26 protein-coding genes and 2 pseudogenes are annotated in these 25,297 nt (G+C 69.3%); 16 read left to right on the plus strand and 12 right to left on the minus strand.

All coding sequences use genetic code 11. From position 1 onward, the window contains the following. Positions 1–19: 19 nt before the first annotated feature. Positions 20–1,483 carry an alpha/beta hydrolase gene (locus BLW75_RS13685; protein WP_091597553.1) on the plus strand — a complete coding sequence of 488 codons (1,464 nt, stop codon included), beginning with the start codon at positions 20–22 and terminating at the stop codon, positions 1,481–1,483. On the opposite strand, the gene BLW75_RS13690 is transcribed toward BLW75_RS13685, so the two are convergent. The 5 genes from BLW75_RS13690 to BLW75_RS13710 are packed head-to-tail and all read right to left on the minus strand — an operon-like array spanning position 1,459 to position 5,540. Further along, complete coding sequence (locus BLW75_RS13690) at positions 1,459–2,688, minus strand: styrene monooxygenase/indole monooxygenase family protein (protein WP_034316370.1); 1,230 nt, start codon at positions 2,686–2,688, stop codon at positions 1,459–1,461. The genes BLW75_RS13685 and BLW75_RS13690 overlap by 25 nt on opposite strands. A gap of 9 nt (positions 2,689–2,697) precedes the next feature. Further along, entirely contained in the window at positions 2,698–3,933 is a 1,236-nt protein-coding gene (locus BLW75_RS13695; RefSeq protein WP_034316368.1) for a serine hydrolase domain-containing protein, read from the minus strand. Between the two features lie 10 nt (positions 3,934–3,943). Next, positions 3,944–4,744, minus strand: coding sequence for a siderophore-interacting protein (locus BLW75_RS13700; protein ID WP_034316365.1), 801 nt, complete (start codon positions 4,742–4,744; stop codon positions 3,944–3,946). A 29-nt stretch (positions 4,745–4,773) separates the two neighbouring features. Further along, positions 4,774–5,121, minus strand: coding sequence for a hypothetical protein (locus tag BLW75_RS13705; RefSeq protein ID WP_091599755.1), 348 nt, complete (start codon positions 5,119–5,121; stop codon positions 4,774–4,776). Between the two features lie 5 nt (positions 5,122–5,126). Continuing rightward, positions 5,127–5,540: an SgcJ/EcaC family oxidoreductase gene (locus BLW75_RS13710; RefSeq protein WP_034316363.1), complete on the minus strand. Its 414-nt coding sequence runs from the start codon at positions 5,538–5,540 to the stop codon at positions 5,127–5,129. Positions 5,541–5,650: 110 nt separating this feature from the next. On the opposite strand from BLW75_RS13710, the gene BLW75_RS13715 reads away from it, so the two are divergent. Continuing rightward, positions 5,651–6,325 carry a TetR/AcrR family transcriptional regulator gene (locus BLW75_RS13715; RefSeq protein WP_091597556.1) on the plus strand — a complete coding sequence of 225 codons (675 nt, stop codon included), beginning with the start codon at positions 5,651–5,653 and terminating at the stop codon, positions 6,323–6,325. A gap of 90 nt (positions 6,326–6,415) precedes the next feature. Here the strand turns inward: BLW75_RS13715 and BLW75_RS13720 are convergent, their stop codons facing one another. The 4 genes from BLW75_RS13720 to BLW75_RS13735 are packed head-to-tail and all read right to left on the minus strand — an operon-like array spanning position 6,416 to position 10,300. Further along, positions 6,416–7,438 (minus strand): GNAT family N-acetyltransferase, encoded by a 1,023-nt coding sequence (locus tag BLW75_RS13720; RefSeq protein WP_091597559.1) that lies wholly within the window; start codon positions 7,436–7,438, stop codon positions 6,416–6,418. Then, positions 7,432–8,475: a hypothetical protein gene (locus BLW75_RS13725; RefSeq protein WP_034316361.1), complete on the minus strand. Its 1,044-nt coding sequence runs from the start codon at positions 8,473–8,475 to the stop codon at positions 7,432–7,434. Before BLW75_RS13725 ends, BLW75_RS13720 begins: the two co-directional genes overlap by 7 nt. After that, positions 8,472–9,575, minus strand: coding sequence for a hypothetical protein (locus BLW75_RS13730; RefSeq protein ID WP_034316359.1), 1,104 nt, complete (start codon positions 9,573–9,575; stop codon positions 8,472–8,474). The genes BLW75_RS13725 and BLW75_RS13730 overlap by 4 nt, the downstream gene beginning before the upstream one ends. Further along, positions 9,575–10,300 (minus strand): hypothetical protein, encoded by a 726-nt coding sequence (locus BLW75_RS13735; protein ID WP_034316438.1) that lies wholly within the window; start codon positions 10,298–10,300, stop codon positions 9,575–9,577. Before BLW75_RS13735 ends, BLW75_RS13730 begins: the two co-directional genes overlap by 1 nt. A gap of 320 nt (positions 10,301–10,620) precedes the next feature. On the opposite strand from BLW75_RS13735, the pseudogene BLW75_RS44165 reads away from it, so the two are divergent. The 6 genes and pseudogenes from BLW75_RS44165 to BLW75_RS13755 form a co-directional block, all read left to right on the plus strand. Continuing rightward, a pseudogene (locus tag BLW75_RS44165) lies at positions 10,621–11,571 on the plus strand (glycosyltransferase family 2 protein); the annotation flags it as partial. Between the two features lie 387 nt (positions 11,572–11,958). After that, positions 11,959–12,537, plus strand: a pseudogene (locus tag BLW75_RS44170) (ATP-grasp domain-containing protein); the annotation flags it as partial. Positions 12,538–12,555: 18 nt separating this feature from the next. Beyond that, a complete protein-coding gene (locus tag BLW75_RS44175) occupies positions 12,556–12,855 on the plus strand; it encodes a hypothetical protein (protein WP_425266433.1) in 300 nt (99 codons plus the stop codon). Then, positions 12,852–14,129, plus strand: coding sequence for a hypothetical protein (locus BLW75_RS13745; protein ID WP_034316355.1), 1,278 nt, complete (start codon positions 12,852–12,854; stop codon positions 14,127–14,129). Before BLW75_RS44175 ends, BLW75_RS13745 begins: the two co-directional genes overlap by 4 nt. A gap of 20 nt (positions 14,130–14,149) precedes the next feature. Next, the gene (locus BLW75_RS13750) at positions 14,150–15,952 is read left to right on the plus strand and encodes a carbamoyltransferase family protein (RefSeq protein WP_034316353.1); all 1,803 of its coding nucleotides are present in this window, start codon (positions 14,150–14,152) and stop codon (positions 15,950–15,952) included. Next, a complete protein-coding gene (locus BLW75_RS13755) occupies positions 15,949–16,641 on the plus strand; it encodes a hypothetical protein (RefSeq protein WP_034316351.1) in 693 nt (230 codons plus the stop codon). Before BLW75_RS13750 ends, BLW75_RS13755 begins: the two co-directional genes overlap by 4 nt. On the opposite strand, the gene hemW is transcribed toward BLW75_RS13755, so the two are convergent. The 3 genes from hemW to BLW75_RS13770 all read right to left on the minus strand — a co-directional run bounded on the left by hemW (position 16,634) and on the right by BLW75_RS13770 (position 18,712). After that, entirely contained in the window at positions 16,634–17,848 is a 1,215-nt protein-coding gene (hemW, locus tag BLW75_RS13760; RefSeq protein ID WP_034316349.1) for a radical SAM family heme chaperone HemW, read from the minus strand. The two genes, BLW75_RS13755 and hemW, sit on opposite strands and share 8 nt — an antisense overlap. Before the next feature lie 178 nt (positions 17,849–18,026). Next, entirely contained in the window at positions 18,027–18,227 is a 201-nt protein-coding gene (locus tag BLW75_RS43550; protein ID WP_241783805.1) for a hypothetical protein, read from the minus strand. A 71-nt stretch (positions 18,228–18,298) separates the two neighbouring features. Further along, entirely contained in the window at positions 18,299–18,712 is a 414-nt protein-coding gene (locus BLW75_RS13770; protein ID WP_034316347.1) for a VOC family protein, read from the minus strand. Between the two features lie 83 nt (positions 18,713–18,795). Between BLW75_RS13770 and BLW75_RS13775 the strand changes: the two genes are divergently transcribed. The 8 genes from BLW75_RS13775 to BLW75_RS13805 all read left to right on the plus strand — a co-directional run bounded on the left by BLW75_RS13775 (position 18,796) and on the right by BLW75_RS13805 (position 25,108). Beyond that, positions 18,796–19,368: a TetR/AcrR family transcriptional regulator gene (locus BLW75_RS13775; RefSeq protein ID WP_034316345.1), complete on the plus strand. Its 573-nt coding sequence runs from the start codon at positions 18,796–18,798 to the stop codon at positions 19,366–19,368. Between the two features lie 153 nt (positions 19,369–19,521). After that, positions 19,522–19,608 carry a putative leader peptide gene (locus BLW75_RS44180; protein ID WP_360907593.1) on the plus strand — a complete coding sequence of 29 codons (87 nt, stop codon included), beginning with the start codon at positions 19,522–19,524 and terminating at the stop codon, positions 19,606–19,608. A gap of 36 nt (positions 19,609–19,644) precedes the next feature. After that, positions 19,645–21,339, plus strand: a complete 1,695-nt coding sequence (locus BLW75_RS13780; RefSeq protein WP_034316342.1) for a nitrite/sulfite reductase — start codon at positions 19,645–19,647, stop codon at positions 21,337–21,339. Continuing rightward, positions 21,336–21,488, plus strand: coding sequence for an eL43 family ribosomal protein (locus BLW75_RS13785; protein WP_034316341.1), 153 nt, complete (start codon positions 21,336–21,338; stop codon positions 21,486–21,488). The genes BLW75_RS13780 and BLW75_RS13785 overlap by 4 nt, the downstream gene beginning before the upstream one ends. Next, complete coding sequence (locus tag BLW75_RS13790; protein WP_034316339.1) at positions 21,485–22,180, plus strand: phosphoadenylyl-sulfate reductase; 696 nt, start codon at positions 21,485–21,487, stop codon at positions 22,178–22,180. Before BLW75_RS13785 ends, BLW75_RS13790 begins: the two co-directional genes overlap by 4 nt. 11 nt (positions 22,181–22,191) lie before the next feature. Then, positions 22,192–23,112, plus strand: a complete 921-nt coding sequence (gene cysD, locus BLW75_RS13795; protein WP_034316337.1) for a sulfate adenylyltransferase subunit CysD — start codon at positions 22,192–22,194, stop codon at positions 23,110–23,112. After that, on the plus strand, positions 23,112–24,374 hold the full coding sequence (locus BLW75_RS13800) for a sulfate adenylyltransferase subunit 1 (RefSeq protein WP_034316335.1): 1,263 nt from the start codon (positions 23,112–23,114) through the stop codon (positions 24,372–24,374). Before cysD ends, BLW75_RS13800 begins: the two co-directional genes overlap by 1 nt. Further along, a complete protein-coding gene (locus BLW75_RS13805; protein ID WP_034316333.1) occupies positions 24,371–25,108 on the plus strand; it encodes a sirohydrochlorin chelatase in 738 nt (245 codons plus the stop codon). The genes BLW75_RS13800 and BLW75_RS13805 overlap by 4 nt, the downstream gene beginning before the upstream one ends. Positions 25,109–25,297: the final 189 nt, after the last annotated feature.

Raw genomic sequence — 25,297 nt, forward strand, 5'->3', positions numbered from 1 at the left:
GAGGCGGGACGCTGGCCGGGTGACCAGAATCCGCATCGCCACTGTGTTCACTCTCACCGCACTCGCCGCCGTCACGATCGCGCCCGCGGTCTCGGCCGCGCCGAAAGGTCTCGCCTGGGGCCCCTGCCCGTCCGGCTCGCCACCGGGCTACGACTGTGCCGAGATCGAGGTCCCGTTGTCCTATCAGGACCCGGGCGGACCTCGGATCAAGATCGCGCTCGGCCGTCTGCCGGCGACGGACCAGAAGCACAAACGCGGCACTCTCTTCACCAATCCCGGCGGCCCCGGCAACCACGGCCGCTTCAGCAAGTTCCAGACCCCCGCCCTGCACCGGCAGTTCGACATCGTCGGCTTCGACCCGCGCGGTATCGGCGCCAGCACACCGGTCCGGTGCTTCACTTCCGACGCGGAAACCGAGCCGCTCAAACGAATCCTGGGCAACTTCCCGATCACCGCGGAGCAGGAGACCCGGCATTTCGCCGACGCTCGCGAGGTCACCGCGTCCTGCGGCCGCAACGCCGGGCCGCTGCTCGGCCACCTGTCGACCGCGAACGTCGCCAGGGACCTCGACAGGATGCGCGAAGCCGTCGGTGAGCACCGCCTGCGCTATTACGGGCTTTCCTATGGCACCTATGTCGGCGAGGTGTACGCCAACCTGTTCCCGCATCGCGTCGGTGCCTTGGCGCTGGACGCCGTCAACGATCCGATCGCCTGGTCCACCGGGCACCGCCCGGAGGACGCGAACGTCCCGTTCAGCACCCGGCTAGGCGGATTCCGGGACGCGGACCGCGCGCTCCAGGCGTTCCTCGACGCGTGTGCGGCCGACACCCGGTGCGCGTTCCGCGAGCCGGGGAAGGACTTGCGAGCCAAGTACGACGCGCTCCTCGATCGGCTCGAAGCCACGCCGGGACCGGTCACCTATCAGGAGGTCATCCGGCGTACCCACAACGCGCTGATCGACGAGGCCCGCTCCCCCGCACTGGCGGAATTCCTTCAGTCCGCGGCGAAACCCGGTGCGGCGAAGGCCATCGCGACGCCTTTCGATTCCGCGATGGGCGGCGGCGGGACGATCTGCGCGGACACCGCGAACCCGCGTGACCCGGCCGCCTGGCCTCGCGCGGCCCGCACGGCCGACCGGGAAAGCCGCGGTTTCGGTTCGTACGACACGTATCTCTCCCTCCCGTGCGCCTCCTGGCCCGCCTCCGATCCGGCGCGGTACACGGGACCGTGGAACCGGCCGACCGCGCCGATCCTGTTGCTGGCCAACGGTAAGGGCGACCCCGAAACGCCGTATGCCGGGGCGAAGCGGACCGAACGCATCCTCGGCAACGCCCGGCTCCTGACGCTGGACGCCTGGGGACACGGCGCGTTGAACCGCAGCGCCTGTGTCGACGCGGCTGTCGACGCCTATCTGTCCCACGGACGCCTTCCGGCGCGCGGCACCGTGTGCGCCCCGGATCACGCGCCGTTCGACGCCAGGTAGGCCCGGGCGGTGTCCTCGTCGGTGAGCCAACGGGCGTAGTCGGCGGGGTCGGAGAAGATGTTCGCGAACCGGCGCGCCACCTCGGGCGCCGTCTGCGCGGCTTCCAGGGTGGCCAGCACGTGATCCGGCGGCGGACCGAGCAGATCATTGCTCAGCCGGGTCGCGTGCTGTGCCTTTTCCCAGTATTCGGCGAAGGTACCGCGCAAGAACGCTTCGTCGAACGGGCGGTCGCCGTGGTCGAGGATGCGCCGTTCGTAGACCGCGGCCGCGTGCGCCGCCATGTTCGCGCCCTGTCCGGCGATCGGGTCGTTCGTCACCGCGGCGTCACCCATCGCCAGGACCTTCGCCCCCGACGGCAGCGTCCCGACCGGGTCGCGCACGATCGGCAGGACCCGGCCGCGCAGGACGTCCAGCGGTCCGCTGGGGCGGGCGTCGGCGAGTGACTCCTCGACCCACGGGAACTGCCTGCGCAGCACCGTTTTCGCGATCTCGAAGTGTTCGCCGACGTCGGTGACGCCGTCCCAGACGTCCATGGGGCCGCCGGGCACCCCGAAGAACCCGAGACCGAACACGGGTCCGCGCACGGACTGGATCGGCAGCCCGAACAGCTCACCGGCCGGGGAGAGCCCGAATGTCAGGCCCGGATACACCGGAAGCGGTTCGTCCCGGCCGGACACGAGGTACAGGATCCCGATGGTGCGCTGCGGCTCGCGGTGCGGGGAACGTGCGTCGTCACGCGAGAAGAGCGCGTCGAACTGCGGTCCCCGTCCGGCCGCGACCAGCACGAGGTCGAATTCGCGGGCGTACTCCTCCAGCCCGTCCGGGGTCACCTTGCCGATCCGCACCTCGCCGCCGCGTTCGGTGAAGGCGGTCAGCCAGGCGGACACCTTCACCCGCTGGTCGACCGACTGCGCGGGATGGTCGAACCGGGCCTGCCACGAGACGGCGGGCTCCGGGGTGTCCCCGGCGAGCCCGAACGACGCGCCGAGGATCTCCGGGGCCTGTCCGTCCCAGAAGTTGATGCCCAGCGCGCGTTCCCGGGTCAACGCGGGATGGAACACGCACTGATTCGAGATCAGCCTGCCCGCGCGGATCGTTTCGGCGTCGCGGTCGGTGACCACCGTGACGGCGTATCCGTGCCGCTGCAGGCCCAAGGCCAGGACCAGGCCGGCTTGACCGGCCCCGACCACCACGATCCGGCGCATGGCTCCCCCTCAGTCGACCAAGGCTTGGTACACCAGGTTCCTCAATTCGACGCGGATCGGGTAGGTGGAAGAGGGCAGCAACTGGGTGAAGAACAGGACCGTGATGTCCTCGTCCGGATCGACCCAGAACGCGGTGCTCGCCGCGCCGCCCCAGGCGAATTCCCCGGCGCTGGCCAGGGTCTTGGCCTTCACCGGGTCGTCGAGCACGGAAAAGCCCAGCCCGAAGCCGAAACCGTCGTACGGCGCCTCGGAGAACCCGGTCCGGCCGCAGGTCTCCAGGTCGGCGCCGCCGGGCAGGTGGTTGGTCGCCATGAGCCGCACCGTGCGCGGGCCGAGCAGCCGGACGCCGTCGAGTTCGCCACCGCGCACCAGCATCTGGGCGAACCGGTGGAAGTCACCCGCCGTGGAGACCAGTCCGCCACCGCCCGAGAAGCACGAGGGCGCGACGCGGCCGACGTTGCCCAGCTCGTCGTGGCGGAACGGCTCCTTGGTGACCGGATGCGGCACGTAGAGCGCGGCCAGCCGGTCGAGATCGCCGGCGGCGGCCTGGAACCCCGTCTCGTGCATGCCGAGCGGGGCGAAGATCCGCTCGGCGAAGAAGACGTCGAGCGGCTGACCGGAGACGACCTCGATGAGCCTGCCGAGGATGTCCGTCGCGACCGAATAGTTCCACTCCGAGCCCGGCTGGAACAGCAACGGCAGCCGCGCGATCGCCTCGGAAACCCCCGCCAGATCGAGCCCCGGCGCGGTGCCGAGGTCGAACCCCGCCTCACGGTAGAGCGCGTCGACCGGATGCGTGCGGTGGAATCCGTAGGTCAGGCCCGCGGTGTGGGTGAGCAGATGCCAGAGGCGGATCGGTTCGGCGGCGGGCACGGTCGCCTGCTTCACCGACGAGCCCCCGGCGAAGACCCGCGGTTCCGAGAACTCCGGCAGCCAGCGCGAGATCGGGTCCTTGAGGTCGATGAGCCCCGCTTCGACCAGCATCATCGCGGCGACCGAGGTGACCGGCTTGGTCATCGAGTAGACGCGCCAGATCGTGTCGGTCTCGACCGGCAGCCCGGCCTCGATGTCACGCTGCCCGTTCGACGCGAGATGCGCGACCTTCCCGTTCCTGGTCACCACGGCCAGATACCCGGGGAGCCGCTTGCGCTCCAGATACCCGTCGAAGTGCTGGTCGATCCGGCGCAGCCGCTCCGCGTCGAAACCCACCTCGGCCGGGTCGACGTCCACCTTCAGCTCGATCATGCGACCGAGGCTACGCGTTCCGCTCGGCCTGTTTCTCCAGTCGCCACGCCTCGTCGGTCTTCCCGATCCGCCAGTATCCGGAGATCGACAGCAGGTCGCGCCGCATGCCCCGGTCCTCCAGCAGATGACGCCGCAGGTCCCGGACGAACCCGGCCTCGCCGTGGACGAACGCCTGCACGACACCTTCACGCCAGTCGAGCGCGCGGACGGCGGCCGCGAGGTCGTCGCCCCGGCTCCGGTGCAACCAGGTGATCCGCGCGTCGCCCTTGGTGGTCAGCGACTGCTCTTCGGCGGCGTCCTCCACGAGGATGAACGCGTGCACGGGCACACCGGCCGGCATCGCCTCGAGGGAAGCGGCGATCGCGGGCAGGGCGCTCTCGTCCCCGGCGAGCAGATGCCAGTCGGCCTCCTCGCCCGGCGCGTACGCCCCGCCGGGTCCGGAGATGAGCAGTTCGTCGCCCGGTTTCGCGGCGGCGGCCCACGGCCCGGCGACGCCCTCGTCACCGTGGTGGACGAAGTCGAGCACCAGCTCGCCGAGGTTCGGGTCGAAGGCGCGGACGGTGTACGAGCGCATCCGCGGCCACTGCTCGCGCGGCAGCTCTTCGCGGACGCGGGCCAGGTCGAACGGTTCGGGATAGGTGACGCCGGGCACGCGGAAGTGCACCTTGACGTAGGCGTCGGTGAATTCGTTGGGCCGGAACGAGGCGATCTCTTCGCCCCCGGCGACGATCCGGACCATATGCGGGGTGATCCGCTCGGTGCGCAGCACCCGCAGCCGGGTCGCCGACACCGCTCTCCGCGCCTCGGCCATGCACACTTCCTTTCCTGGGTTAGGCGAACCTAACCGAGCGTACGCCTCTCGCCGTCGGGCCGGGCCAGGTCTCCCAGCATCCGATCGAACCCGTCGCCGACCTGGTCGGCGAAGCCGACGAAGAACCGGTTCGCCAGGGGAACCGCCCAGCGGCTCCAGGTGGCGACGTTGTACACCCGGTGGGTCACCCGGGCGCCGACGGGATCCTCCTCGACGGTGTACTCGCCGCGATACCACCAGCCACCCTGCTGGGCGAGGAAACGACGCTCGGCGTCCAGCTCGAAGCCGGGGTTGTACGGCTGGGCCCGCAACGTCGCCGCGAGCCGGGTGAAGACCTCGGTTACCGGCGCCGGGACCACACCGGACACCTCGACCATGAGCTTCACGAAGCCCTCGCGGCCGGATCGCTCACCCGGGTGTTCTGGAAGGACGCGACGCGCCAGCCATCGGGCTCCTCCACGAAGACGTACGTCAGCGTCGACTCGCGGCCCGGCTCCGGCTTGTGGTCCGACAGCGACGATCCGCCGCCGGACACGACGATCGCGACGTCCGGCCGGACGAACCGCACCTTGAACTCGCCGCCGCCCGCCACCAGTTTCGATCCCTTGAGCGGCCCCTCGAACAGCGACCGGTGCGCGCTTTCGATCACCGCCCGCCCGGGCATGTTCATCCCGAAGAAGGTCACGTAGTCGGCGTCTTCGGTGAAGAGCGACGCATACGCGGCCGCGTCGCCGTCGTTCCACGCGTCGGCGAGTTTGCCCAGCACGGCGAGGACTTCGGCCTGTCGATCGGTCATGATTCCTCCAGTTAGACGAACACCGTTCGCTTGACGAACACCGTTCTACAGGCGAACAGTGTTCGCGTCAAGTAGAGTTCCGGCGAACCCCGGACCAGGAGGCGAACGAAGTGAGCAGGCCCCGGCGTCGCGCCGAGAAACCCGTGCTGTCCCAGGAGCTCGTGGTGAAGACGGCACTGGACCTCCTCGCCACCGAGGGATTGGAGGCGGTGAGCATGCGGCGCGTGGCCCAGGCGCTGGAGACCGGCCCGGCGTCGCTCTATGCCCACGTGGCGAACAAGGAAGAGCTCCACGAGCTGATGGTCGACCATGTCCTCGCCTTCGGCCCGTTCCCGGAGCCCGATCCGCAGCGATGGGTCGAACAGGCGAAGGAACTGCTGCGCGACAACGTGCGCGCGCTCACGTCGGTACCGGGGATCGCCAAGATCGCGTGGGCCATCCCCGTCCCGGTCGGCGCGAACGCCCTGCAGCAGGCCGAAGCGATGCTCGCGGTGCTGCGCGCGGGCGGCCTCGACCTCAAGCGTGCCTTGTTCGCCGCGGACGCGTTATGGCTCTACGCCAAGGCTTTCGCGTACGAAGGCGCGGGCTGGCAACACGGCGACATCGACCTGGCCGAACAGGAGGAACGCGGCAAGCGGATGGTCGAGTACATGACGTCGTTCCCGCCCGGCGCCTTCCCGAACCTGCTGGCTTCGGGTGAGTACTTCACCGCGGAGACGGCTCAGGAACGCTTCGAGTTCGCGATCGATCTTTTCTTGCGTGGCTTGGCCTCCACCGCCCCGTGAATGTCCCTGCGTGTCGTCCGTCTGATCACGCGTGTCGTCCATCCAGTCACGCGTGTCGTCCGTCTGATCACGCGTGACGGTCGGGCCAGCTCAGAGCAGCGCGACCGCCGCCGCGTACTGCGGCACCAGCTGCGCCCCCAGCGAAGCCTTCATCTCCGACATCTTCTTCCCGAACACCACCCGCGGCCGCCCGGTCTCCACCGCCCACCGCACCGTTTCGCCGTAGAAGTGGAAGTACAGATTGGGCCGTCCGCCGAGTTCCGGTGGCAGCGCCGCCCAGTGGCGGGCGATCGGCAGCGTCGGGTGGTCGAGAAGGGTCGCGACGGCGATCGCCCGGCCCGTGGCCGTCTCGCGGTACTCGATGACGTGTACATCCGGCTGCCGCAGGAGGACGCCCACGTAGCCCACGAACGCCGGGAGCGGCACGATCGGCACGTCGTGGTGTTTGGATTCGTTGTACCGCAGCAGTTCCGCGATCTCGACCGGATCTGCCTCGGCACCCGGCCGCACGCGAACCTCGATCGACGGGTCGGCATCGAAGGTCCGGAAGATCTTGCGCAGGTTCTGTTTGCGTTTCCTCGCCAGCGAGTTCATCCAGTCGTCCCGGCTCGAGAACGGCGAGACGTCGAGGACCGCGACGTCCTCGGTCCGGCGCACCATCTTCAGCCCGCCGCGGACACTGTCCACTCCGGACTCGCCGACCTGGCGCACCAACAGTGCGCGCAGCCCGAAGCCGAGTTCCGCGCGCATGGCCGGGACGAACGAATCCAGCAGCATGCCGACGCCGCCGTCCTCGTCCGTGCCGTCGAACCACCAGCCCGGCATCGCCCCTGAACCGGGGGCACGGACGTCGAGCCCGCCGATGCGGCCGCGTCCCGTCGGTCGGGCGAACCGGTGCCGCCTGGTGAGTCCGGTGACCCAAGCGGAGCTGACCACGCCACGCGGTTCCCCGTCTTCGAGCAGGACCGTGACCGGCTGTTCGGTGCGCGCCGCCCACGCCTGGGTGGTGAGCACCTCCCAGCTCCAATCCGCGCGCAGGCCTGCCTTGGCCCGCAACGGCTTCCAATAGGCGGGCTCCGGATCACGGCGGGGGTCCAGCACCTCGATCACCATCGCGTCACCGGTCTCGGCACGATGACCCCGAGCAGCGGGACCGGCTGGAAACCGAGGGTCGCCTTGAGGTCGGTCAGCCCCCGCCCCATCGACAGGGACTTCCGGTTGCCTTCGATCATGTAGCGCACATTCCGGACGACAGCCTCGAAGTAAAGATGCTTCGGCCGTCCCTCTTCGGGGGCCAGCGCGGCCCAGTGCTGGTGCAGCGGCGCGACGGGATGGTCGAGCACGTTGGTGAACGCCAGCAGCCTGCCGTCGCCGTCGTGGTAGGTCGAGGTGATCACGTCGGGTCTGCGCACGAGTTCGCCGAGGTATTCGGCGGTGACCGGACCGCGCCGGTCGAACTTCACCGGTCCCATCCGCGCACGGTGCTCCCGCAGCAGGGTCGCCAGTTCCCGGGCGTCGAGGTCGGTGCGGGCGGCCTGGGTGCGGATGATCACGTCCGGGTCGGCGGCGATCTTCTTCGACTGGCTGCGCAGGCTCAGCCGCCTGCTCCGGCGCAGGGACGCCAGCCACCCGTCGACGTCGACGAACCTGTTCTCCAGTACCGACGTCGGCATCGTGTCGCGCACGGGCCTGCCCCGTCCGGCCAGCATGCCGAGCGATTCCGGCTCGACGGTCCGGTAAAGGACGCCGAGACAACCGGGTCCGGTGTAGCGGCAGACGGCGCGCTCGAACCGGCGCATGATCTCCCTCCGGTCGGCGGCGTCGACACCGTCCGCGAACAGCCACGGCGGATATCCGGAAAGCCACGCGTGCTGCACCTCGACCCAGCGCGGTCCGAGCCGCGCCACGCCGCGCACCGCACCGGGACGGTCCGGGGAGACCGGGGCGCACAGCATCGCCAGCACCGCGGCGACGATCTCGCCTCCAGCACTGATCACGGTGAGCACGGTGGGGCTGCGGGAAAAGCGCGACTCCACCCGCAGCAACCCGTAGTCCCAGGGAACCGGGGCCTGCTGGGCGACGAGGAATCCCGCCCAGCCGTCGGGTTCCGGATCGGTCCGCGGGTCGAGCACCCGCACGTCCCAGGTCATCGGCCCAGCACCGGTCTCGGCACGGCGACCGACACCAGGGACCTGGTGCCGAAGCCGAGCGGCGTCTTGTTCTCGAGCATCGCCCGGCCGGCGGTCAGTTCGGGGCGCCGGTGCGTGATCATGTGCTCCACTCCCCTGGCGTAGAAGTCGACATAGAGCCCTTTCCGTCCGCCGGCCACGCTCGGCAGCGCGGCCCACTGGTGCAGCGCGCAGCCGTCTTCGGCGTCGAACACCGTGCCGAATCCCAGCAACCGCCCGGATCCGTCACGGTAGGTACGGGTGACGACGTCCGGACGGCGGACGAGTGCGTCCAGATAGGACGGTGCGATCGGGCTGCGCGTGTCCATGTGCAGCCCGCCGAACCGCGACCGCTGCCCCCCGGCCCAGGCGCGGTCGTCCTGCCTGGACCGGTGGGCGTTGAGCATCACGGCCAGTTCGTGGCAGTCCAGATCCCGGCGGGAAGGCGCCGCCTCGGTACGCAGCTCCCCGTCTTCACGCAGGTCGCGCAGGGTCTTCCGGATCCCGTCGCCGAGCGACCGTTCCCATTCGTCCACAGTGCAGTACTCGTTGACCAGCACGGCGGCCGGGTCGATCTCGCGGGACATCCGGCCGCGGCCGTCCAGCGCCGGGAGGAGCTCCGGGTTCATCGCGCGGTAGATCACGCCCAGCAGGCCGGGACCGAGGTGGGCGCACAGCGCGCGCTCGAACCGGCGGACCACTTCCCGCCGTTCGGTCTCGTCCAGCCGCTCGTCGAGCACTCCGGCGGGATACCCGCTGAGCTGCCAGAGGTAGGCCTCCGCCCAGCGCGGGCGGAACCGTCCACCGAGGACGGACAGCGGCGCGAAGTCACCCGCCCGCCAGCTCCGGCACACCATCACGGTGAACGCGCCGACGATCGTCCGGTTCCGGCGGAGCACCGCGAGCACCGCGGGGTTCTTCGCCATCCAGGCTTCCCGGCGCAAGACGTCGAACTCCCACACCGGCCACAACCGCGCCCGCCGCAGGAAACCACCCCAGCCCTCGGGTTCGGCCGCGCTCCGCGGATCGAGCACCTCGACCTCGAACGCGGTGCTCCGGGCCGCCACCTTCATCGTCGCCATCACGTGAGCACGACCGGTGTCCCGTGTCGCGGGCACGACGCGATCTCACCACGGACGCCGCCCGCCGGGAGCACGTCCACGAACCGCGGGGAGTCCTGCCGCAGCAGCGTGAACGCGAGACCGCCCGTCGTCGGGCGCGCGTAGACGCGAGGCCAGTCGAGATGCCACCGGCCGCAATCCTCGATCGCGCCAAGGTAACCCAGTGCCGGATCGTGGAGCACCCCGTACGGACCGGAGTCCATTGTGTCCAGTTCTCGTCGCGGTACGGATTCGACCCGATACGCACGGTCTTCGGGCAGCGCCGCCGCGAAGACGGTGAGCTGTTTGTCGTCGCCGATCGCGAGCACGCGACGACCGCGGCGGAGCTCGGCCGACACTTCCGCCAGCGCACTCGACGCCGGCACGTCGGGATCCACCACGCAGCAACGAACCCCGCGCGGCAGGTCCACCGGAGCCCGCACCTCGTCCCCGCCGAGCACGACGACCAGTGCGTCCCCGGTCACCGAACGTGCCTTGCGCAGCACCGGCCCCAGCCCACGGCTCGACTCGATTCGTTGTGAGCCACCGGCGAGCGGCACGAGGTCGACGATCTTGTGCACCGCCTCGGCCAGCGGCACCGCGCCACCGTCCGTCCCGGTGCGACCCGGCACCAGCACGGGATCCGTTCTGCCGTCCAGTGCCCAGCGCTCCCGGTAGAACGGCACCGTCGCGAAGGCCGACCGCACGGACCGCCGGTAGGCGGCACGCCAGGCAGCACTCACCCCCACTGTCCACATGGCGCGCAAGCTTGCGTCATCGACGCCGGTTTGGGAATACCCCGCGCCAGGTTCACCCGGTTTCCGCCCGACTTCCCATCTTTTCGACTGAGCTGAAAGGACGAACTTTCGGTATGTGCTGGCGGGAACAAAGCGAGTCTGCCTATAACACGGGAACTTTCGAGCCGGCACGACCTGCCGGTGCCTGGGGCAAGGGGACTCATGAACCGTGAAATCACGACGAGTGACGCTACGAACACGATAGCGCGCTCACCGCAGGGATTCGACAGATGAGCTGGTCGATACCCGGACCCACTCGGAGTGGACTCACCGTAGTCGTCCCGTGCTTCAACGAAGTCGACAACGTCGAGCCCTCCTATCGAGAGATCGTCGCCGAGTTGGGAAATCTCCCCCTCGAACTGCTCTATGTGGACGATGGGAGTACCGACGGGACGCTGGACGTCATCCGGGCGCTCGCGCACGCCGACCCCCGGGTGCGGTACGTGTCCTTCACCCGGAACTTCGGTTTCGAAGCGGCCTTTTCCGCCGGCTATCGGTACGCGGGGAAACCGTGGCTCCTGCACATCGACGCCGACCAGCAGTTCCCGGCCGCCGAAGCGGGGAAATTGATCACCGCGGCCGAGGCTGGCAACGACGCCGTTTTCGGCGTCCGCACCAATAGGCAAGATCCCTTACCAAGACGGTGGGGCACCGCCGCCTTCCATTTCCTCGGCCGCCGCGTACTGCGCATCGAGATCCCGCCCGGCGCGACGGCGTTCCGTCTGGTGCGCACGGAACTCGCGCGCAAGATCGTCGACCTCCGGCTGGGCACCCCGTACTTCCTGGCCACCGTGCCGAGGCTGACCAGCCGCTACACCACCGTCCAGGTGGCACACCGGGCCCGTGAACGCGGTGAGTCCAAGGTGGGCTTCGGTTTCCTTTCCTCTCATGCCATCGAGTTGTTCGTCGGCTTCACCCGGCGGCTGACGACGGTGGCTTCGACCACGGCGATGCTGACCGCCGGGATCTCGATACTCGCCGGGATCGCGGCCGCCACCGGCCTGCTCGGGCTGACCGCCGCGTCGGCGCTGACGTTCGTCCTGTTCTCCGTGTTGCTCACGGTGCTCGCGTTGACCGTCCGCTACCTGGTCGTGGTCGGTGCGGGACAGCCGCGGCCACGGCAGTTCTACATCAGGGAAGCCAACTTCCCGGTCGACGAGGACGACCGGCTCTACGCCTCGGCCATGGCCGAGATCCATCCTGGGGAAAGGCAAGCGGGAGTGAAGAAAACCGAAGACACGGCGGCCGCGCGGAGCCTGGTGATCCTGGGCGGCGCCGACGGTTCGGTCAGCACGTATCACCGGGCGCGGGAACTCGGCTTCCGCACCATCTGCGTGGACGTCCGCGCGAGCGCGCCCGCCGTGGCGCTGGCCGACGAGTTCGTCCAGGTCAGTGTCCGCGCACCGGAGCAGATCGCGGCGGCCCTCGAAGGACGCGACGACATCGCCGGGGTGCTCTGTCCCGCCAGCGACGTCGGGCTGCCCGCGCTCGCCTGGCTCACCCGGCACTGGAACCTGCCGGACCCGCTGCCCGAGGCCGCCGTCGCCGCCTCGGTCGACAAATCCGTCTTCCGCGAACTCTGTGACCGGCTGCGCCTGCCGACCTACCGCAGTGTCGGCGGGAAGCCGGGCCCGGATCTCGCGCTCGCCGCGCAGCAGCTGCGGTTCCCCACGCTGGTGAAACCGGTCGACTCCTCCGGGAGCCGCGGTGTCATCTCGTGCGCCAGTCCCGGCGGCCTGACCAGTGCTTTCTCCGACTCGCTCGCGTTCTCGCCGTCCGGCAAGCTGGTCGTCGAGGAACACCTCGACGGCTCGCACTACACGATCGAAGCGCTCGTGGTCGACGGCCGGATCGTGTTCCACGCGGTCACCCGCCGGACGTTGACCCCGCCGCCGTTCTTCGTGACGGCGTCGCACCTGTTGCCCGCGGGGTTGCCGCCGGTGGTCGACCGCGCGCTGCCGGTGATGCTGGCCGCGTTGTGCGGGGAACTCGGTTACCGCACCGGGCCGCTCACCCTCGACGCGGTCTTGGGCCGTGACGGGAAGTTCTACCTGATCGAGATGGGTGCCCGGATGGGCGGGAACGGCCTCGCCGAGGCGATCGAGCACAGCACCGGCGTCGACCTGATCGCCGCGGGGATCGCCGCCGCGACCGGTGACGAGGTCGTGCTCTCGCCGCGCGACCCACGGCCGACGCTCATCCACATCCTCGCCTCCGACCGCGGCGGCCGGATCGTGCGCATCGAAGGCGCCGACGAGGTCCGGGCCATGCCCGCGGTGCACAACCTGGAACTGTTCGCGGAGCAGGACTCCTACGTCAAACCGTACGAGCAGGCGGGCTACAAGATGGGGTACGCCGTGCTTTCGGCGCCGACCGTGCCCGAGGTGCTCGCGGCGGAGGACGAGTTGCGCGGCACACTGAAGTTCCTGCTCGACGAGCAGGGGATGGCGGTACCGCTCCCTTGACCGGAACCTCGCTCACCGGTGCCGGCACCGCGTCGATCGCGGCGCCGAAGCCGTCGATGGTGCTCCGGTTGCTCGCCGGGCGTGGCGCCTTCCGGCTGGCGATCCAGGCGATGGGCCTGGTGCTGATCACCGCTTGGGGTGCGCACGACTACGGCCGGTTCGCCACCGCGCTCGGGCTGATGACCTGGCTCAACTTCGTGCCGTCCGCGGCGGAGAAGTCGGCGTTGAAATGCCTGCCCCGGTTGCGGATGACGCGGGACGCGGTCGCGGCGCTGGCCGTCCGTGTCGCCGTCGTCCCGGTGCTGGTGGTCCTGGCGGCGATGACGGTCGCGCTGATCGTCGCGCCGGGCTCGGACGCCGCGCTGTACCTGACGGCCGCGGGCTGGTCGATCTGCGGTGGCCTGCTGATGACGGTCTCCGGCCTGCACCGCTTCGCCGGAAAGTCCACTTTGGACGCTCTCGCGTTCACGGCGGGCGCGCTGGTGGTCGGCGCCGTGACGGTGGGCACGTGGTTCGTCCGCTGGTCGCCGTTGACGCACCTCGGCCTGCTGCTCGCCGGGATCCTGCTCATCCTCGGCTTCTCCGCCGCTCTGCTGCCGAGGAAGTGGCTGCGGGTGGAAAGGATCGACGGGCACCGGCTCCTGCCCGCGTTCGGCCGGACCACGGTGCTGCTCGGGATGACCGAGGTGCTGGACGTCCTCGCGACGTCGACGGTGTTCGGCGTGCTGGCGCTGGCCGGGCGGACCGTCGACAGTGGACCGTTCTATGTCGCCTTGCTGGCCGGCAGCGCGTTCTGTTCGCTGCTGTTCTATCAGCTCCGGGTGCACCAGCCGTCGATCTCGGCGCGGCTGCGCGGAAGCGGTGCGGCGGCCGGCCGGGCCCGCGCGGTCGCACTGCTGAAGCTGGTCGAACGGGGATCGCTCGCGTTCCTCGTCCTGGTGGGCATCGCACTCGTGATCCCGGCGGCCCGCGCGGTGCTGACCGCCGAAGGCACCGTCGGCGCGTACGTGGTCCTCGGTGTCTTCGTCCTGGTCGAAACGGTGCTGTTCGCCGTCCGGCTCTACGCGGGCTTCCTGATCGAGAACACCAACAGCAAGGTTCTCACGCTCACCGCGTCGGCGTCGATCGCCGGTCTGGTCGCCACCCCGTTGGCCGCCGCCGCGCTCGTCCCGGCGATGGGACCGGTCGGCGGGTTCGCCGCCCTCGTCTTCGCGATCGGCGCGCAGGCGACCGTCCTCCGGCGGTTGCTGCGCCGCCACCACCCCGAACTCTGAACGTCGCACTGGAGAAGGAAATGTACGTACTGGGAATCAGCAGGGTCCACGACTCGGCGGCCGCGCTCGTGCGCGACGGCGAGATCATCGCGTTCGCCGAAGAAGAACGCTTCACCCGGAAGAAGCACGACGGGGACTTCCCCGCGGAGGCGATCAAGTTCTGCCTGGAGCGCGGCGGGATCACCCTCGCCGACGTCGACCACGTCGCCTACTACTGGCAGCGCTGGCGCGAAGGCATCCACGCGGCGAAGGTGTTCGCGAAGTACTTCCCGGCGACGCTGGAGGTCTTCCGCAACCAGAACGGCGACGAGGGGGGCTCCTCGGCGGGAATGGTGGAGACGTTCAAGACCGGTGGCGGCAAAGGCGTCGACGACTACCACGTCGGCGGCGCGGTGCTCGCGCACATCAAGCGTTCCTTCACCCTCGAGCGCGACGTGAAGGAGGCCGTGGGCTGGACCGGCCCGACGAAGTTCAAAACGCATCTGGTCGACCACCACAAGGCGCACGCCGCCAGCGGCTACTTCATCTCGCCGTGGGAAGAGTCGGCGGTGCTCACCTTCGACGGAATCGGCAGCGACGGCACCGCGACCTACCTGGGCCACGGCAAGGGAAACCGGATCATCGACATCCGGCGGATCAAGTTCCCGCACTCGCTCGGCGCGATGTACGCCGGCGTCACCGGCTACCTCGGCTTCTACCCCACCCGTGACGAAGGCAAGATCATGGGGCTGGCACCGCTCGGCAACGACACCTACGTCGACGCGTTCAAGCAGCTGATCCACCTCGACGACGACGGCGGCTATGAGCTCGACCTGAGCTTTTTCGGCCACCACCGCACCGGCAAGCACGTGATGTCGAAGAAGTTCACCGACCTGTTCGGCCCGGCCCGGCCCAAGACCCGGGTCACCGCGGAGAACCCGGTGCCCCAGCACTACTGCGACGTCGCCTACGCGTTGCAGGTCACCCTGGAAGAAGCCGGACTGCACATCGCGCGCTGGCTGCAGCGGGAAACCGGATCGCGGCGGCTGTGCGTCGCGGGCGGCGTCGCGCTGAACAGCGTGATGAACGGGCGGATCCTGCTGGAGACCCCGTTCGAGGACTTCTTCGCCCAGCCCGCGGCCGCCGACGACGGCTGCGCGCTCGGCTCGGCACTGGAGGTGTCGGTCGGCGAATACGGCAAGCCGCGTCCCCGTGACGGCTACACCTACACCGGCCCCGACTACTCCGAGGCGGAGATGGAACTGGCGCTGCAGGACGCCGGGGTCCGCTACACCAAGGTCGAGGACATCGCCGCGCACACGGCGAAGAAGATCTCCGAGGGCAAGATCATCGGCTGGGTGCAGGGGCGGATGGAATGCGGGCCGCGTGCGCTCGGCAACCGTTCGCTGGTCGCCGACCCGCGCGACCCCGACTCCAAGACGCGGATGAACGAGAAGGTCAAGCACCGCGAGGCCTTCCGGCCGTTCGCGCCGTCGTGCCTGGCGGAACGCGCGGGCGACTGGTTCGTCAGCGACTACCCGTCGCCGGTCATGCTGCTGGTGTTCGACGTCCTGCCGGACAAACGCGACGAGGTCCCGGCCATCACCCACGTCGACGGCACCGCCCGCGTGCAGACGGTGACCGAATCCGACAACCCGTTGTACTACCGGATGATCAGCGAGTTCGAGAAGCTCACCGGCGTGCCGATGGTGGTCAACACCTCGTTCAACGACAACAACGAACCGATCGTCGCCAGCCCGGCCGACGCGGTCGCCTGCTACCTGAAGACCGACGTCGACGCCCTCGCCCTCGGGCCGTTCTGGGCAGAGAAGGACGACCTGTGACCGCGACCTTGCCCGACACCGACGGCTGGATTCCCGCGCTCTACCGGCGGCGGAAGTGGCTGTGGCTGGTGCCCGCCGTCCCGGCCGTGGTGACCACGCTGCTGATCATGGTGATCCTGCCGCCGGACCAGACGCTGGACAACGTCGTCGACTGGGCCTTCAAGCTGTGCCCGTTCGTGTTCGCGGTCGCCACGGTGGCGCTCTTCCCGCGTACCAAATGGGGTCCCGCGCTGATCGTGCTCGCGGTGTTCGTCTACATGTCCTATTTGGACACCGAACTGATCATGCGGATCCAGGCGTTCGCCAGGAACGCCGCCACCGACGAGAACGCCTTCCAACCGGTGTACCAGTTCGAACTGTTCATCGTGACGTTCATCGTCCTGTTCGGGCTGATGGCGTACCGCCTGGGCGGCGGCCGGACGGCGAACGTGCTCAAGACCGGGATCGCGGCGATCCTCGTGGTGATCTCGGGTGCGAACGATCTGACGTTCTGGGCACTCAACGACGTCTGGGCCGCGGGGACGAAACCGACCGAGCTCAAATGGGCGTCGCATATGATCGTGTTCCTCGGCGGACCGCCGAGCGTTCCGGTCGCGGTGATGTTCATGCTGGTCCACCTGGTGCTGGCGGCGATCGTGGTGGCGCTGCCGGTCGGCCGGTGGGTCGACCGGGCGCTGGGACTCAGGTGAGCCGGCGCACCAGGCCGTCGGCCAGCAACCGTCCCCGGTCGGTCAGCACGGCACGGCCCTGACCGTCCAAAGCGGACTGATCCAGCAGTCCTTCGGCGGCGGCGGCGCGGGCTTCGGCCCGGCCGTCGTCGTCGAGGGCGTCGAGCGGAAGCCCTTCGGAAAGCCGGAGTTCCAGCATCACGCGTTCCAGGTGCCGGTCCTCGTCGGTCAGCAGTTCTCGGCCTGCGGCGGGCGACTCACCGGCCGCGAGGGACGCGGCGTAACGGGCCGGGTGCTTGACGTTCCACCACCGGACGCCGCCGACGTGGCTGTGTGCGCCCGGCCCGGCGCCCCACCAGTCGCCGCCGCGCCAGTAGCCGATGTTGTGCCGGCAGCGGGCTTCCTCCGAGGTCGCCCAGTTGGACACCTCGTACCAGCGCAATCCCGCCGAGGCGAGGACGCGATCGATCATCTCGTAGTCGGTGGCCAGCACGTCGTCGTCGGGCGCGGGCAGTTCGCCGCGGCGGATGCGGCGGGCGAGCGCGGTGCCCTCTTCGACGATCAGCGCGTACGCCGAGACGTGGTCGACCCCGGCGGCCAGCACCGCGTCCAGCGAAGCCTGGAGATCTTCGGTCCGCTCCCCCGGCGTGCCGTAGATGACGTCGAGGTTGACGTGCTCGAACCCCGCGGCGCGGGCCTCTTCGGCGGCCGCGACCGGACGGCCCGCGGTGTGCACGCGGTCGAGGATCTTCAGCACGTGCTGTGCGGCCGACTGCATCCCGAGCGAGATCCGGTTGTACCCGGCGTCACGGATCCCCGCGAAGAACTCGGGCGAGGTGGACTCGGGATTGGACTCCGTCGTCACTTCGGCGTCCGGCGCGAGCCCGAAGGTGCCGCGAACGGCGTCGAGAACGCTTCGGAGCCCGTCGGCACCGAGCAGGGACGGGGTGCCGCCGCCGACGAAAACGGTGTCGACCGCGGGCGCCTTCCCCAGCACGCGCGCGGCCAGGTCGAACTCGCGCTTGAGGCCTTCGAGCCAGGACTGCGGCGACGAATCGCTGTCCAGCTCGCCGGCGGTGTAGGTGTTGAAGTCGCAGTAGCCGCAACGGGTCGCGCAGAAGGGGACGTGCACGTAGACACCGAACGGTCGCGTGCCGAGCCCTTCCAGCGCGCTCTCGGGGAGCGCGGACTCGACGGGCGTGGTGGTTTCGGGCAGCAACGCGGGCACACCCCAGTGTCCCCCACGCCGTGAAGGCCTCCTTCCCCGGGGAAAGAGGCCTTCACGGAACGCGTCATCTGTCGGCGATGCGGACCTTGACCGACGTGGAGTGGGTGCCGTCCTCGAAGCGCACCCAAACGAGGGTCTCCATGGTCAGCGAGTAGTCGTCGACCACGTGGTCGACCGATCAGTCGCCCTGCTCGTCCGTGCCGACGTCCCGGCTCATGGCGACCTCGACCAGCACCGTGTGGGACAGGCGTCCCCGGACGTTCGGCGAGCAGCCGACCGCCTCGAACCGGTACGAGTCACCCTTGTGCGGCACCGCCCCTTCCTCGGGTGAGATCAGCCTGCAACCCTGCTCCATCGCGGCGACCACCCATCGGCGCATGCGCAACTCCTCCGTCCTCTGTGGATCGGAGATCGAAGCTAGCGGCGCGGCCTCACTCACCCGAAGCGGTACTAGGCCAACCCGTTCGCGGCCAGCCATTCCGGCGACGGCGGGATCACCTCGATGATGTCGATCAGGAAGCCGTTCAGGTCCTCGATGTAGAAGTGCCGCTGGCCGAACTCCTCGTCCACGAGTTCGGTGACGATCTTGACCCCCTCCTCGCGCAGCCGCTCGTATTCGGCCGCCGCGTCGGCGACCATGAAGCCGACCATGGAGCCGGCCGCTTCCTGCGCCCGCCATGGCTCCGGCGTGGCCTTGTGACCACGCTTGGCGAAGCTCATCTCGTAGCCGGGGACGCCGACGTTGAGGCTGGAGAACCAGTCGAGCTCGATCGTCACCGTCAACTGCATGTGCCGCTTCCACCAGGCGGTGGTCTCGGCGATGTTGTCGACGAGCACACAGGCACCGAAACCGCTGAGTTGCATCTGGTGTTTCCTCCCAGTTTCAAACCACTTGATGCGTAGTACTATAGACATAGTGGTTTGACTGAGGCAAGGAGAATGTTCCGATGCGACAGAACCCGGAGCGCCGGACCGCGCTCACCGACGCCGCGATCACCGTCCTCGCCCGCGAAGGCGCACGCGGCCTCACCTACCGCGCCGTGGACGTCGAAGCGGACGTCCCACCGGGAACGACGTCCAACTACTTCCGCAACCGGGACCAATTGCTCGGCGAGGTGGGCGTCCGCGTGCACGAGCGGCTGTCGGCACCGGCGGACGTGATGGCGAACCCGCAGGCGGAGTCGCCCTCCCACAACCGGGTCGGCGTCCTGCTCGGCGAGCTCATGGGACGGCTGACCGCCCACCGCGAGCCCTATCTCGCCCTCCTCGAACTCCGGCTCGAAGCCACCCGCCGTCCGGATCTCTCGGCCGAGCTGACCAAGACCATCCGCGAGGGCATCGACATGAGCGTCGACTGGCACATCGCGGCGGGGATGCCGGGCGGGCGCCCCGAAGTCCTGCTGATGTACCTCGCGCTGACCGGGCTCACCGTCGAACGGCTGACCCTGCCGGAGGTGCTCGCGGACGTCACCGACGAAGAGGTCATCCGGATCATCGTGGACCGCGTTCTCCCGTCGTGAGGAACGCGCGTTCTGCGTCACAATGCCCGGCCGCGAACCCGGACTTGACCTTCAGCGCAAGCCTTCGACCAGCAAAAACAGCTGAATCCGGACGGTGTTCCCAGCATTCGGACCGGCCTGGACCACATAGTGGGCGCGTGGCACGCTGAATCAATGACCCGCGCCGGAATCACCCTCGTGGCACGCCGCCACGTGGATCTCCGTCGTGTGGCGAGCGCGCTCTGTGCGACGAACCGCTGACTCCCCGCCACCACCACGATCTGCCGGAGGACTCCCATGTCGTCGCCCACGCGCGAGACCCCTGCCCGTACGCCCCGGGTGAAACAGAAACGGGGCGAGGGACAGTGGGCACTGGGGTATCGCGAACCCCTGAACCCCAACGAGCGGTCCAAAAAGGACGACAACCCGCTCAACGTCCGTGCCCGGATCGAGAACATCTACGCCCGCGGCGGCTTCGATTCGATCGACCCCGGTGACCTCCGCGGCCGGTTCCGCTGGTTCGGTCTCTACACCCAGCGCAAGCCGGGGATCGACGGCGGACGCACCGCGACGCTGGAACCCGAAGAGCTCGACGACCGCTACTTCATGCTGCGGGTGCGGCTCGACGGCGGCGCGCTGACCACCGGCCAGCTCGCCGTGCTCGCCGAGATCTCGCAGACCCACGCGCGCGACACCGCCGACATCACCGACCGCCAGAACATCCAGTACCACTGGATCCAGATCGAGGACGTCCCGACGATCTGGGACAAGCTCGAAAAGGCCGGGATGACCACGCTGGAGGCGTGCGGCGACAGCCCGCGCGTCATCCTCGGCTCCCCCGTCGCGGGTATCGCCGCCGACGAGATCATCGACGGCACCCCCGCGATCGACGAGATCAAACGCCGCTACATCGGCGACCCGCGCTACTCGAACCTGCCGCGCAAGTTCAAGACCGCGGTCTCCGGGCAGCAGGACGTCGCGCACGAGATCAACGACGTCGCCTTCGTCGGCGTGAACCACCCCGAACACGGCCCCGGCTTCGACGTCTGGGTCGGTGGCGGGCTGTCCACCAACCCGATGATCGGGCAGCGGCTGGGCGCCTGGGTCTCCCTCGACGAGGTCCCCGACGTGTGGGAAGGCGTCATCAGTGTCTTCCGCGACTACGGCTATCGACGGCTCCGCGCCCGCGCCCGGATCAAGTTCCTGGTGAAGGACTGGGGTGCCGCGAAGTTCCGGCAGGTACTGGAAGACGAGTACCTCAAGCGCAAGCTGATCGACGGCCCGGCGCCTGAGGTGCCCGCCGGCCAGATCGACCACGTCGGCGTGCACCCGCAGATCGACGGGAAGTTCTACGTCGGTGCCGCGCCGGTCGCGGGCCGGGTCTCCGGGTCCACCCTGCTGGCGGTCGCCAAGGCCGCCGAGCGGGCCGGGTCGAACCGCGTCCGCCTGACCCCGCACCAGAAGCTCGTGGTCCTCGACGTCCCCGAGGCCGAGGTGAACGGGCTGAAGAGCGAGCTGTCCGAGCTCGGCCTGGAGACCGAACCTTCGCCGTGGCGCCGCGGGATCATGGCCTGCACCGGCCTGGAGTTCTGCAAACTCGCCATCGTCGAGACCAAGGCCCGCGCGATCGAACTGGTCACCGAACTGGAAAAGCGTCTCGCCGACATCCAGGCCGAGATCGAGAACCCGGTGACCGTGCACCTCAACGGCTGCCCTAACTCCTGCGCCCGCGTCCAGACCGCCGACATCGGGCTCAAGGGCCAGATCGTCACCGACGAGGACGGCAAGCAGGTCGAGGGCTTCCAGGTGCACCTCGGCGGCGGGCTCGGCCTGGACGCCGGGTTCGGCCGGAAACTGCGTGGGCACAAGGTGACCGCGTCCGAGCTGACCGCGTACGTCGAACGGGTCGTGCGGGCGTACATCGCCGGCCGCGAACCTGGCGAGCGGTTCGCCCAGTGGGTCCTGCGGGCCGACGAGAGCGTCTTGCAATGACCGAGCGCGCGACCCCGTACTACTGCCCTTTCTGTGGCGATGAAGACCTGCGGCCCGAAGAGGGCGGCTCGTGGCTGTGCTCGGGCTGCCGCCGGGTCTTCACCGTGAAGTTCCTCGGACTGTCCTTTCCGGAGGTGTCGCAAGGATGACCGCCACTGCCGACTACAAGACGCTCGCCGAACGGGCTTCGAAGGAGCTCGCGGAGGCGACCGCGACCGAAGCCCTGCGCTGGACCGCGGAGACCTTCGGCGACGACTTCATCGTCGCGTCGAACATGCAGGACGCCGTCCTCATCGATCTGGCCACCCAGGTCAAACCCGACGTCGACGTGCTGTTCCTGCAGACCGGCTACCACTTCCCGGAGACCATCGGCACCCGTGACGCGGTGCAGGCGGTGTATCCGGGCGTGCGGATCGTCAACGCCGAGGCCGCACAGAGCGTCGCCGAGCAGGACGCCGAGTACGGCCCGAAGCTGCACGAGCGCGACCCGAACCAGTGCTGCCACCTGCGCAAGGTCGTGCCGCTGCGGAACACGCTCGCGAAGTACTCGGCGTGGGTGACCGGCGTCCGCCGCGTCGACGCGCCGACCCGCGCGAACACCCCCATCGTCACCTGGGACGACCGTAACGGGCTGGTGAAGATCAACCCGATCGCGCCGTGGTCCGACGACGAGTTCAGGGACTACATCGGCGAGCACGGGATCCTCGAGAACCCGTTGGTGTCCATCGGTTATCTGTCGATCGGCTGTGCGCCGTGCACCGCGAAGGTCGCTCCGGGCCAGGACCCGCGCAGCGGCCGGTGGGCCGGGCAGGGCAAGACCGAGTGCGGTTTGCACGGGTGAGAAGGGACGACATGACCACGCTCGAACCAGTCGCCGCCGCGGCACAGGACAACCTGGCGGCCTTGGAATCCGAGGCCATCCACATCTTCCGCGAGGTGGCGGGCGAGTTCGACCGGCCGGTGATCCTGTTCTCCGGCGGCAAGGACTCGACACTGCTGCTCCACCTGGCGATCAAGGCTTTCTGGCCCGCTCCGGTGCCCTTCCCGTTGCTGCACGTGGACACCGGGCACAACTTCGACGAGGTCATCGACTTCCGCGATCGCGTCGTCGAGCAGCACGGGCTGCGACTGGTGGTGGCGAAGGTCCAGGACTGGATCGACGACGGCAGGCTCGAAGAGCGGGCCGACGGGATGCGCAACCCGCTGCAGACCACTCCGCTGCTCGACACGATCGCCGAGAACAAGTTCGACGCGGTCTTCGGCGGCGGGCGCCGCGACGAGGAGCGCGCTCGCGCCAAGGAGCGGATCTTCAGCCTGCGCAACGCTTTCGGCCAGTGGGAGCCGCGACGGCAGCGCCCCGAACTGTGGAACCTCTACAACGGCCGTCACCGCCCCGGCGAGCAGGTCCGCGTCTTCCCGCTGTCCAACTGGACCGAGGCGGACGTCTGGAACTACATCGCGCGGGAGAAGGTCGAGCTGCCGTCGATCTACTACGCGCACCGGCGCGAGGTCTACCAGCGCGATGGCATGTGGCTGGCCGAAGGGCCGTGGGGCGGCCCGAGGCCGGACGAGGTCGTCAAGGAACTGACCGTGCGCTACCGGACCGTCGGCGACGGTTCGTGCACGGGCGCCATCGAATCGACCGCCGCCACGGTGGACGAGGTCATCGCCGAGGTCTCGGCCTCCCGGCTCACCGAACGCGGCGCCACCCGCGCCGACGACCGGATGTCGGAGGCGGCGATGGAAGACCGCAAGCGGGAAGGGTACTTCTGATGTCCAGCCTCCTCAGGCTCGCGACCGCGGGCAGCGTGGACGACGGGAAGTCGACCCTGGTCGGGCGGCTCCTGTACGACACCAAATCCGTCCTCGCGGACCAGCTGGACGCGGTCACCCGTGCCAGTGTCGACAAAGGACTGTCCACTCCGGACTTGTCCCTGCTCGTGGACGGCCTGCGCTCGGAACGCGAGCAGGGCATCACGATCGACGTGGCGTACCGGTACTTCGCCACTCCGAAGCGTAGTTTCGTGCTCGCCGACACGCCGGGCCACGTGCAGTACACGCGGAACACGGTGACCGGGGCGTCCACCGCGCAGCTGGCCGTGCTGCTGGTCGACGCGCGCAAGGGCGTCATCGAGCAGACGCGCCGTCACGCCGCGGTGCTCGCGCTGCTGGGCGTCCCGAACCTGGTGCTGGCGGTGAACAAGATCGACCTCGTCGGCTACGACGAAGCGACGTTCACCGTCATCGCCGAGGAGTTCGCCGAGCACGCCGCGTCCCTGGGCTACGAACGGGGTTCCGTGCTCGCGGTGCCGGTTTCGGCGCTGGTGGGCGACAACGTGGCGGAGAAGTCGGACAAGACCCCCTGGTACTCCGGTCCGACGCTGCTGGAGCACCTGGAAACCGTGCCGGTGGCGCCGGATCCGCACGATTCGGCGTTCCGCTTCCCGGTGCAGTACGTGATCCGGCCGCGCACGGCCGACCACCCCGACTACCGCGGGTACGCGGGGCAGATCGCGGCGGGAACCGTCCGGCCGGGCGACGAGATCGTCGTGCTGCCGCAGGGAATCCGCAGCCGGGTGGAAGCCATCGACACCGCCGACGGGCCGCTCGCCGAAGCCGGCGCCGGCACCTCGGTGACCCTGTTGCTCACCGACGACGTCGACATCTCGCGGGGCGACCTGATCGCCGCCGCGGACCGGCAGCCGACGGTGACCGACGAGATCACCGCGACCCTGTGCTGGCTCTCGGGCAAGCCCCTCAAACCGGGCGCGCGAGTGCTGGTGAAGCACGGGACGCGGACGGTGCAGGCTCTCGTCGGTGAACTCCACGCACGGTTCGACGAGCAGACTTTGTCCAGTGTGGACGATCCGGGCACGTTGGAGCTCAATGACATCGGCCGGGTCACGCTCCGGCTGGCCGAGGAGATCGGTGTCGACGACTACGGCGTCAGCCCGCGGACGGGCGCCTTCCTGGTCATCGACCCGAAGGACGGCGATACACTGGCTGCCGGACTCGTCGGCGAAAGGTTCGCATGACCCCACCGCTCCTCGCCGTCGCCCACGGCAGCCGCGATCCCCGGTCGGCCGCGACCATCCGCGCCCTGCTCGACGTCTCCCGTGGGCTGGCGCCGGATCTCGACGTTCGCGAGTCCTTTTTGGATCTCTCGGAGCCGCTGCTCACCGACGCCCTGCGCGGTCTCTACGCCGAGGGACATCGCGAGGTCGTCGTGGTGCCCCTGCTGCTCGGCGTGGCCTATCACGCCAGGGTCGACCTGCCCGCGCTCGTCGCCGAGGCGACCGCGGACTGCCCGGGTCTCGACGTGCGGGTTTCCGGGGTGCTGGGCATCGACCCGCTCATCGAGACGGTCGCGCTGGACCGGCTCGCCGAGGCGGGCGCCGACCTGGACGATCCCGGGCTGGGAGTCCTGCTGGCCGGCGTCGGTTCGTCGAACGTCGCGGCGAACGACGCGGTCGCCGGGATCACCACCCGCTGGCACCTGCGTCGCGGGCTGCTCGCGACCCCGGCCTTCGCCAGCGCCGCGCAGCCGGACGTGCCCGCCGCCATCGCGCGGCTGCGGCTCAACGGCGCACAGCGGCTCGCGGTCGCGGGCTGGTTCCTCGCGCCGGGGCTGCTGCCCGACCGGATCGCGCGACTGGCCAGGGAAGCCGACCCGTCGGTGATCGTCGCCGGGGCGCTGGGGCCGGATCCGCGGATCGCCGGGCTCGTCCTGGACCGCTACGACGTCGCGGCCGCCCGGCTCGCCGCTTGATCGTTCATCGGCAGAGTAGAACGTTTCGTCCCGTTCGGACCCATGATGCCGATCTTCGGTGGGTCTCATTCCCATTTCCGTCACACCCCGCGTATGGCAACGGAGATTTCTTGACGAGTTACTTAACTTGCCGGTAACTCTCTAAACGCTGCGCAGCTCCCTCTCTCCCCATCGAACCCCCAGGTAGGT

The sequence above is a fragment of the Amycolatopsis lurida genome, assembly GCF_900105055.1.
GTDB lineage: Bacteria > Actinomycetota > Actinomycetes > Mycobacteriales > Pseudonocardiaceae > Amycolatopsis > Amycolatopsis lurida.

What these genes read in the sequence shown, in the direction of transcription:
- BLW75_RS43550 (WP_241783805.1), bottom strand. Translation starts at nt 18,227, where the DNA reads ATGCGCCGATGGGTGGTCGCCGCGATGGAGCAGGGTTGCAGGCTGATC.
- BLW75_RS13790 (WP_034316339.1), top strand. Translation starts at nt 21,485, where the DNA reads ATGACCGCCACTGCCGACTACAAGACGCTCGCCGAACGGGCTTCGAAG.
- BLW75_RS13720 (WP_091597559.1), bottom strand. Translation starts at nt 7,438, where the DNA reads ATGGTGATCGAGGTGCTGGACCCCCGCCGTGATCCGGAGCCCGCCTAT.
- BLW75_RS13705 (WP_091599755.1), bottom strand. Translation starts at nt 5,121, where the DNA reads ATGGTCGAGGTGTCCGGTGTGGTCCCGGCGCCGGTAACCGAGGTCTTC.
- BLW75_RS13800 (WP_034316335.1), top strand. Translation starts at nt 23,112, where the DNA reads ATGTCCAGCCTCCTCAGGCTCGCGACCGCGGGCAGCGTGGACGACGGG.
- BLW75_RS13785 (WP_034316341.1), top strand. Translation starts at nt 21,336, where the DNA reads ATGACCGAGCGCGCGACCCCGTACTACTGCCCTTTCTGTGGCGATGAA.
- BLW75_RS13710 (WP_034316363.1), bottom strand. Translation starts at nt 5,540, where the DNA reads ATGACCGATCGACAGGCCGAAGTCCTCGCCGTGCTGGGCAAACTCGCC.
- BLW75_RS13780 (WP_034316342.1), top strand. Translation starts at nt 19,645, where the DNA reads ATGTCGTCGCCCACGCGCGAGACCCCTGCCCGTACGCCCCGGGTGAAA.
- BLW75_RS13725 (WP_034316361.1), bottom strand. Translation starts at nt 8,475, where the DNA reads ATGACCTGGGACGTGCGGGTGCTCGACCCGCGGACCGATCCGGAACCC.
- BLW75_RS13775 (WP_034316345.1), top strand. Translation starts at nt 18,796, where the DNA reads ATGCGACAGAACCCGGAGCGCCGGACCGCGCTCACCGACGCCGCGATC.
- BLW75_RS13695 (WP_034316368.1), bottom strand. Translation starts at nt 3,933, where the DNA reads ATGATCGAGCTGAAGGTGGACGTCGACCCGGCCGAGGTGGGTTTCGAC.
- BLW75_RS13750 (WP_034316353.1), top strand. Translation starts at nt 14,150, where the DNA reads ATGTACGTACTGGGAATCAGCAGGGTCCACGACTCGGCGGCCGCGCTC.
- BLW75_RS13805 (WP_034316333.1), top strand. Translation starts at nt 24,371, where the DNA reads ATGACCCCACCGCTCCTCGCCGTCGCCCACGGCAGCCGCGATCCCCGG.
- BLW75_RS13730 (WP_034316359.1), bottom strand. Translation starts at nt 9,575, where the DNA reads ATGGCGACGATGAAGGTGGCGGCCCGGAGCACCGCGTTCGAGGTCGAG.
- BLW75_RS13700 (WP_034316365.1), bottom strand. Translation starts at nt 4,744, where the DNA reads ATGGCCGAGGCGCGGAGAGCGGTGTCGGCGACCCGGCTGCGGGTGCTG.
- BLW75_RS13770 (WP_034316347.1), bottom strand. Translation starts at nt 18,712, where the DNA reads ATGCAACTCAGCGGTTTCGGTGCCTGTGTGCTCGTCGACAACATCGCC.
- cysD (WP_034316337.1), top strand. Translation starts at nt 22,192, where the DNA reads ATGACCACGCTCGAACCAGTCGCCGCCGCGGCACAGGACAACCTGGCG.
- BLW75_RS44180 (WP_360907593.1), top strand. Translation starts at nt 19,522, where the DNA reads ATGACCCGCGCCGGAATCACCCTCGTGGCACGCCGCCACGTGGATCTC.
- BLW75_RS13690 (WP_034316370.1), bottom strand. Translation starts at nt 2,688, where the DNA reads ATGCGCCGGATCGTGGTGGTCGGGGCCGGTCAAGCCGGCCTGGTCCTG.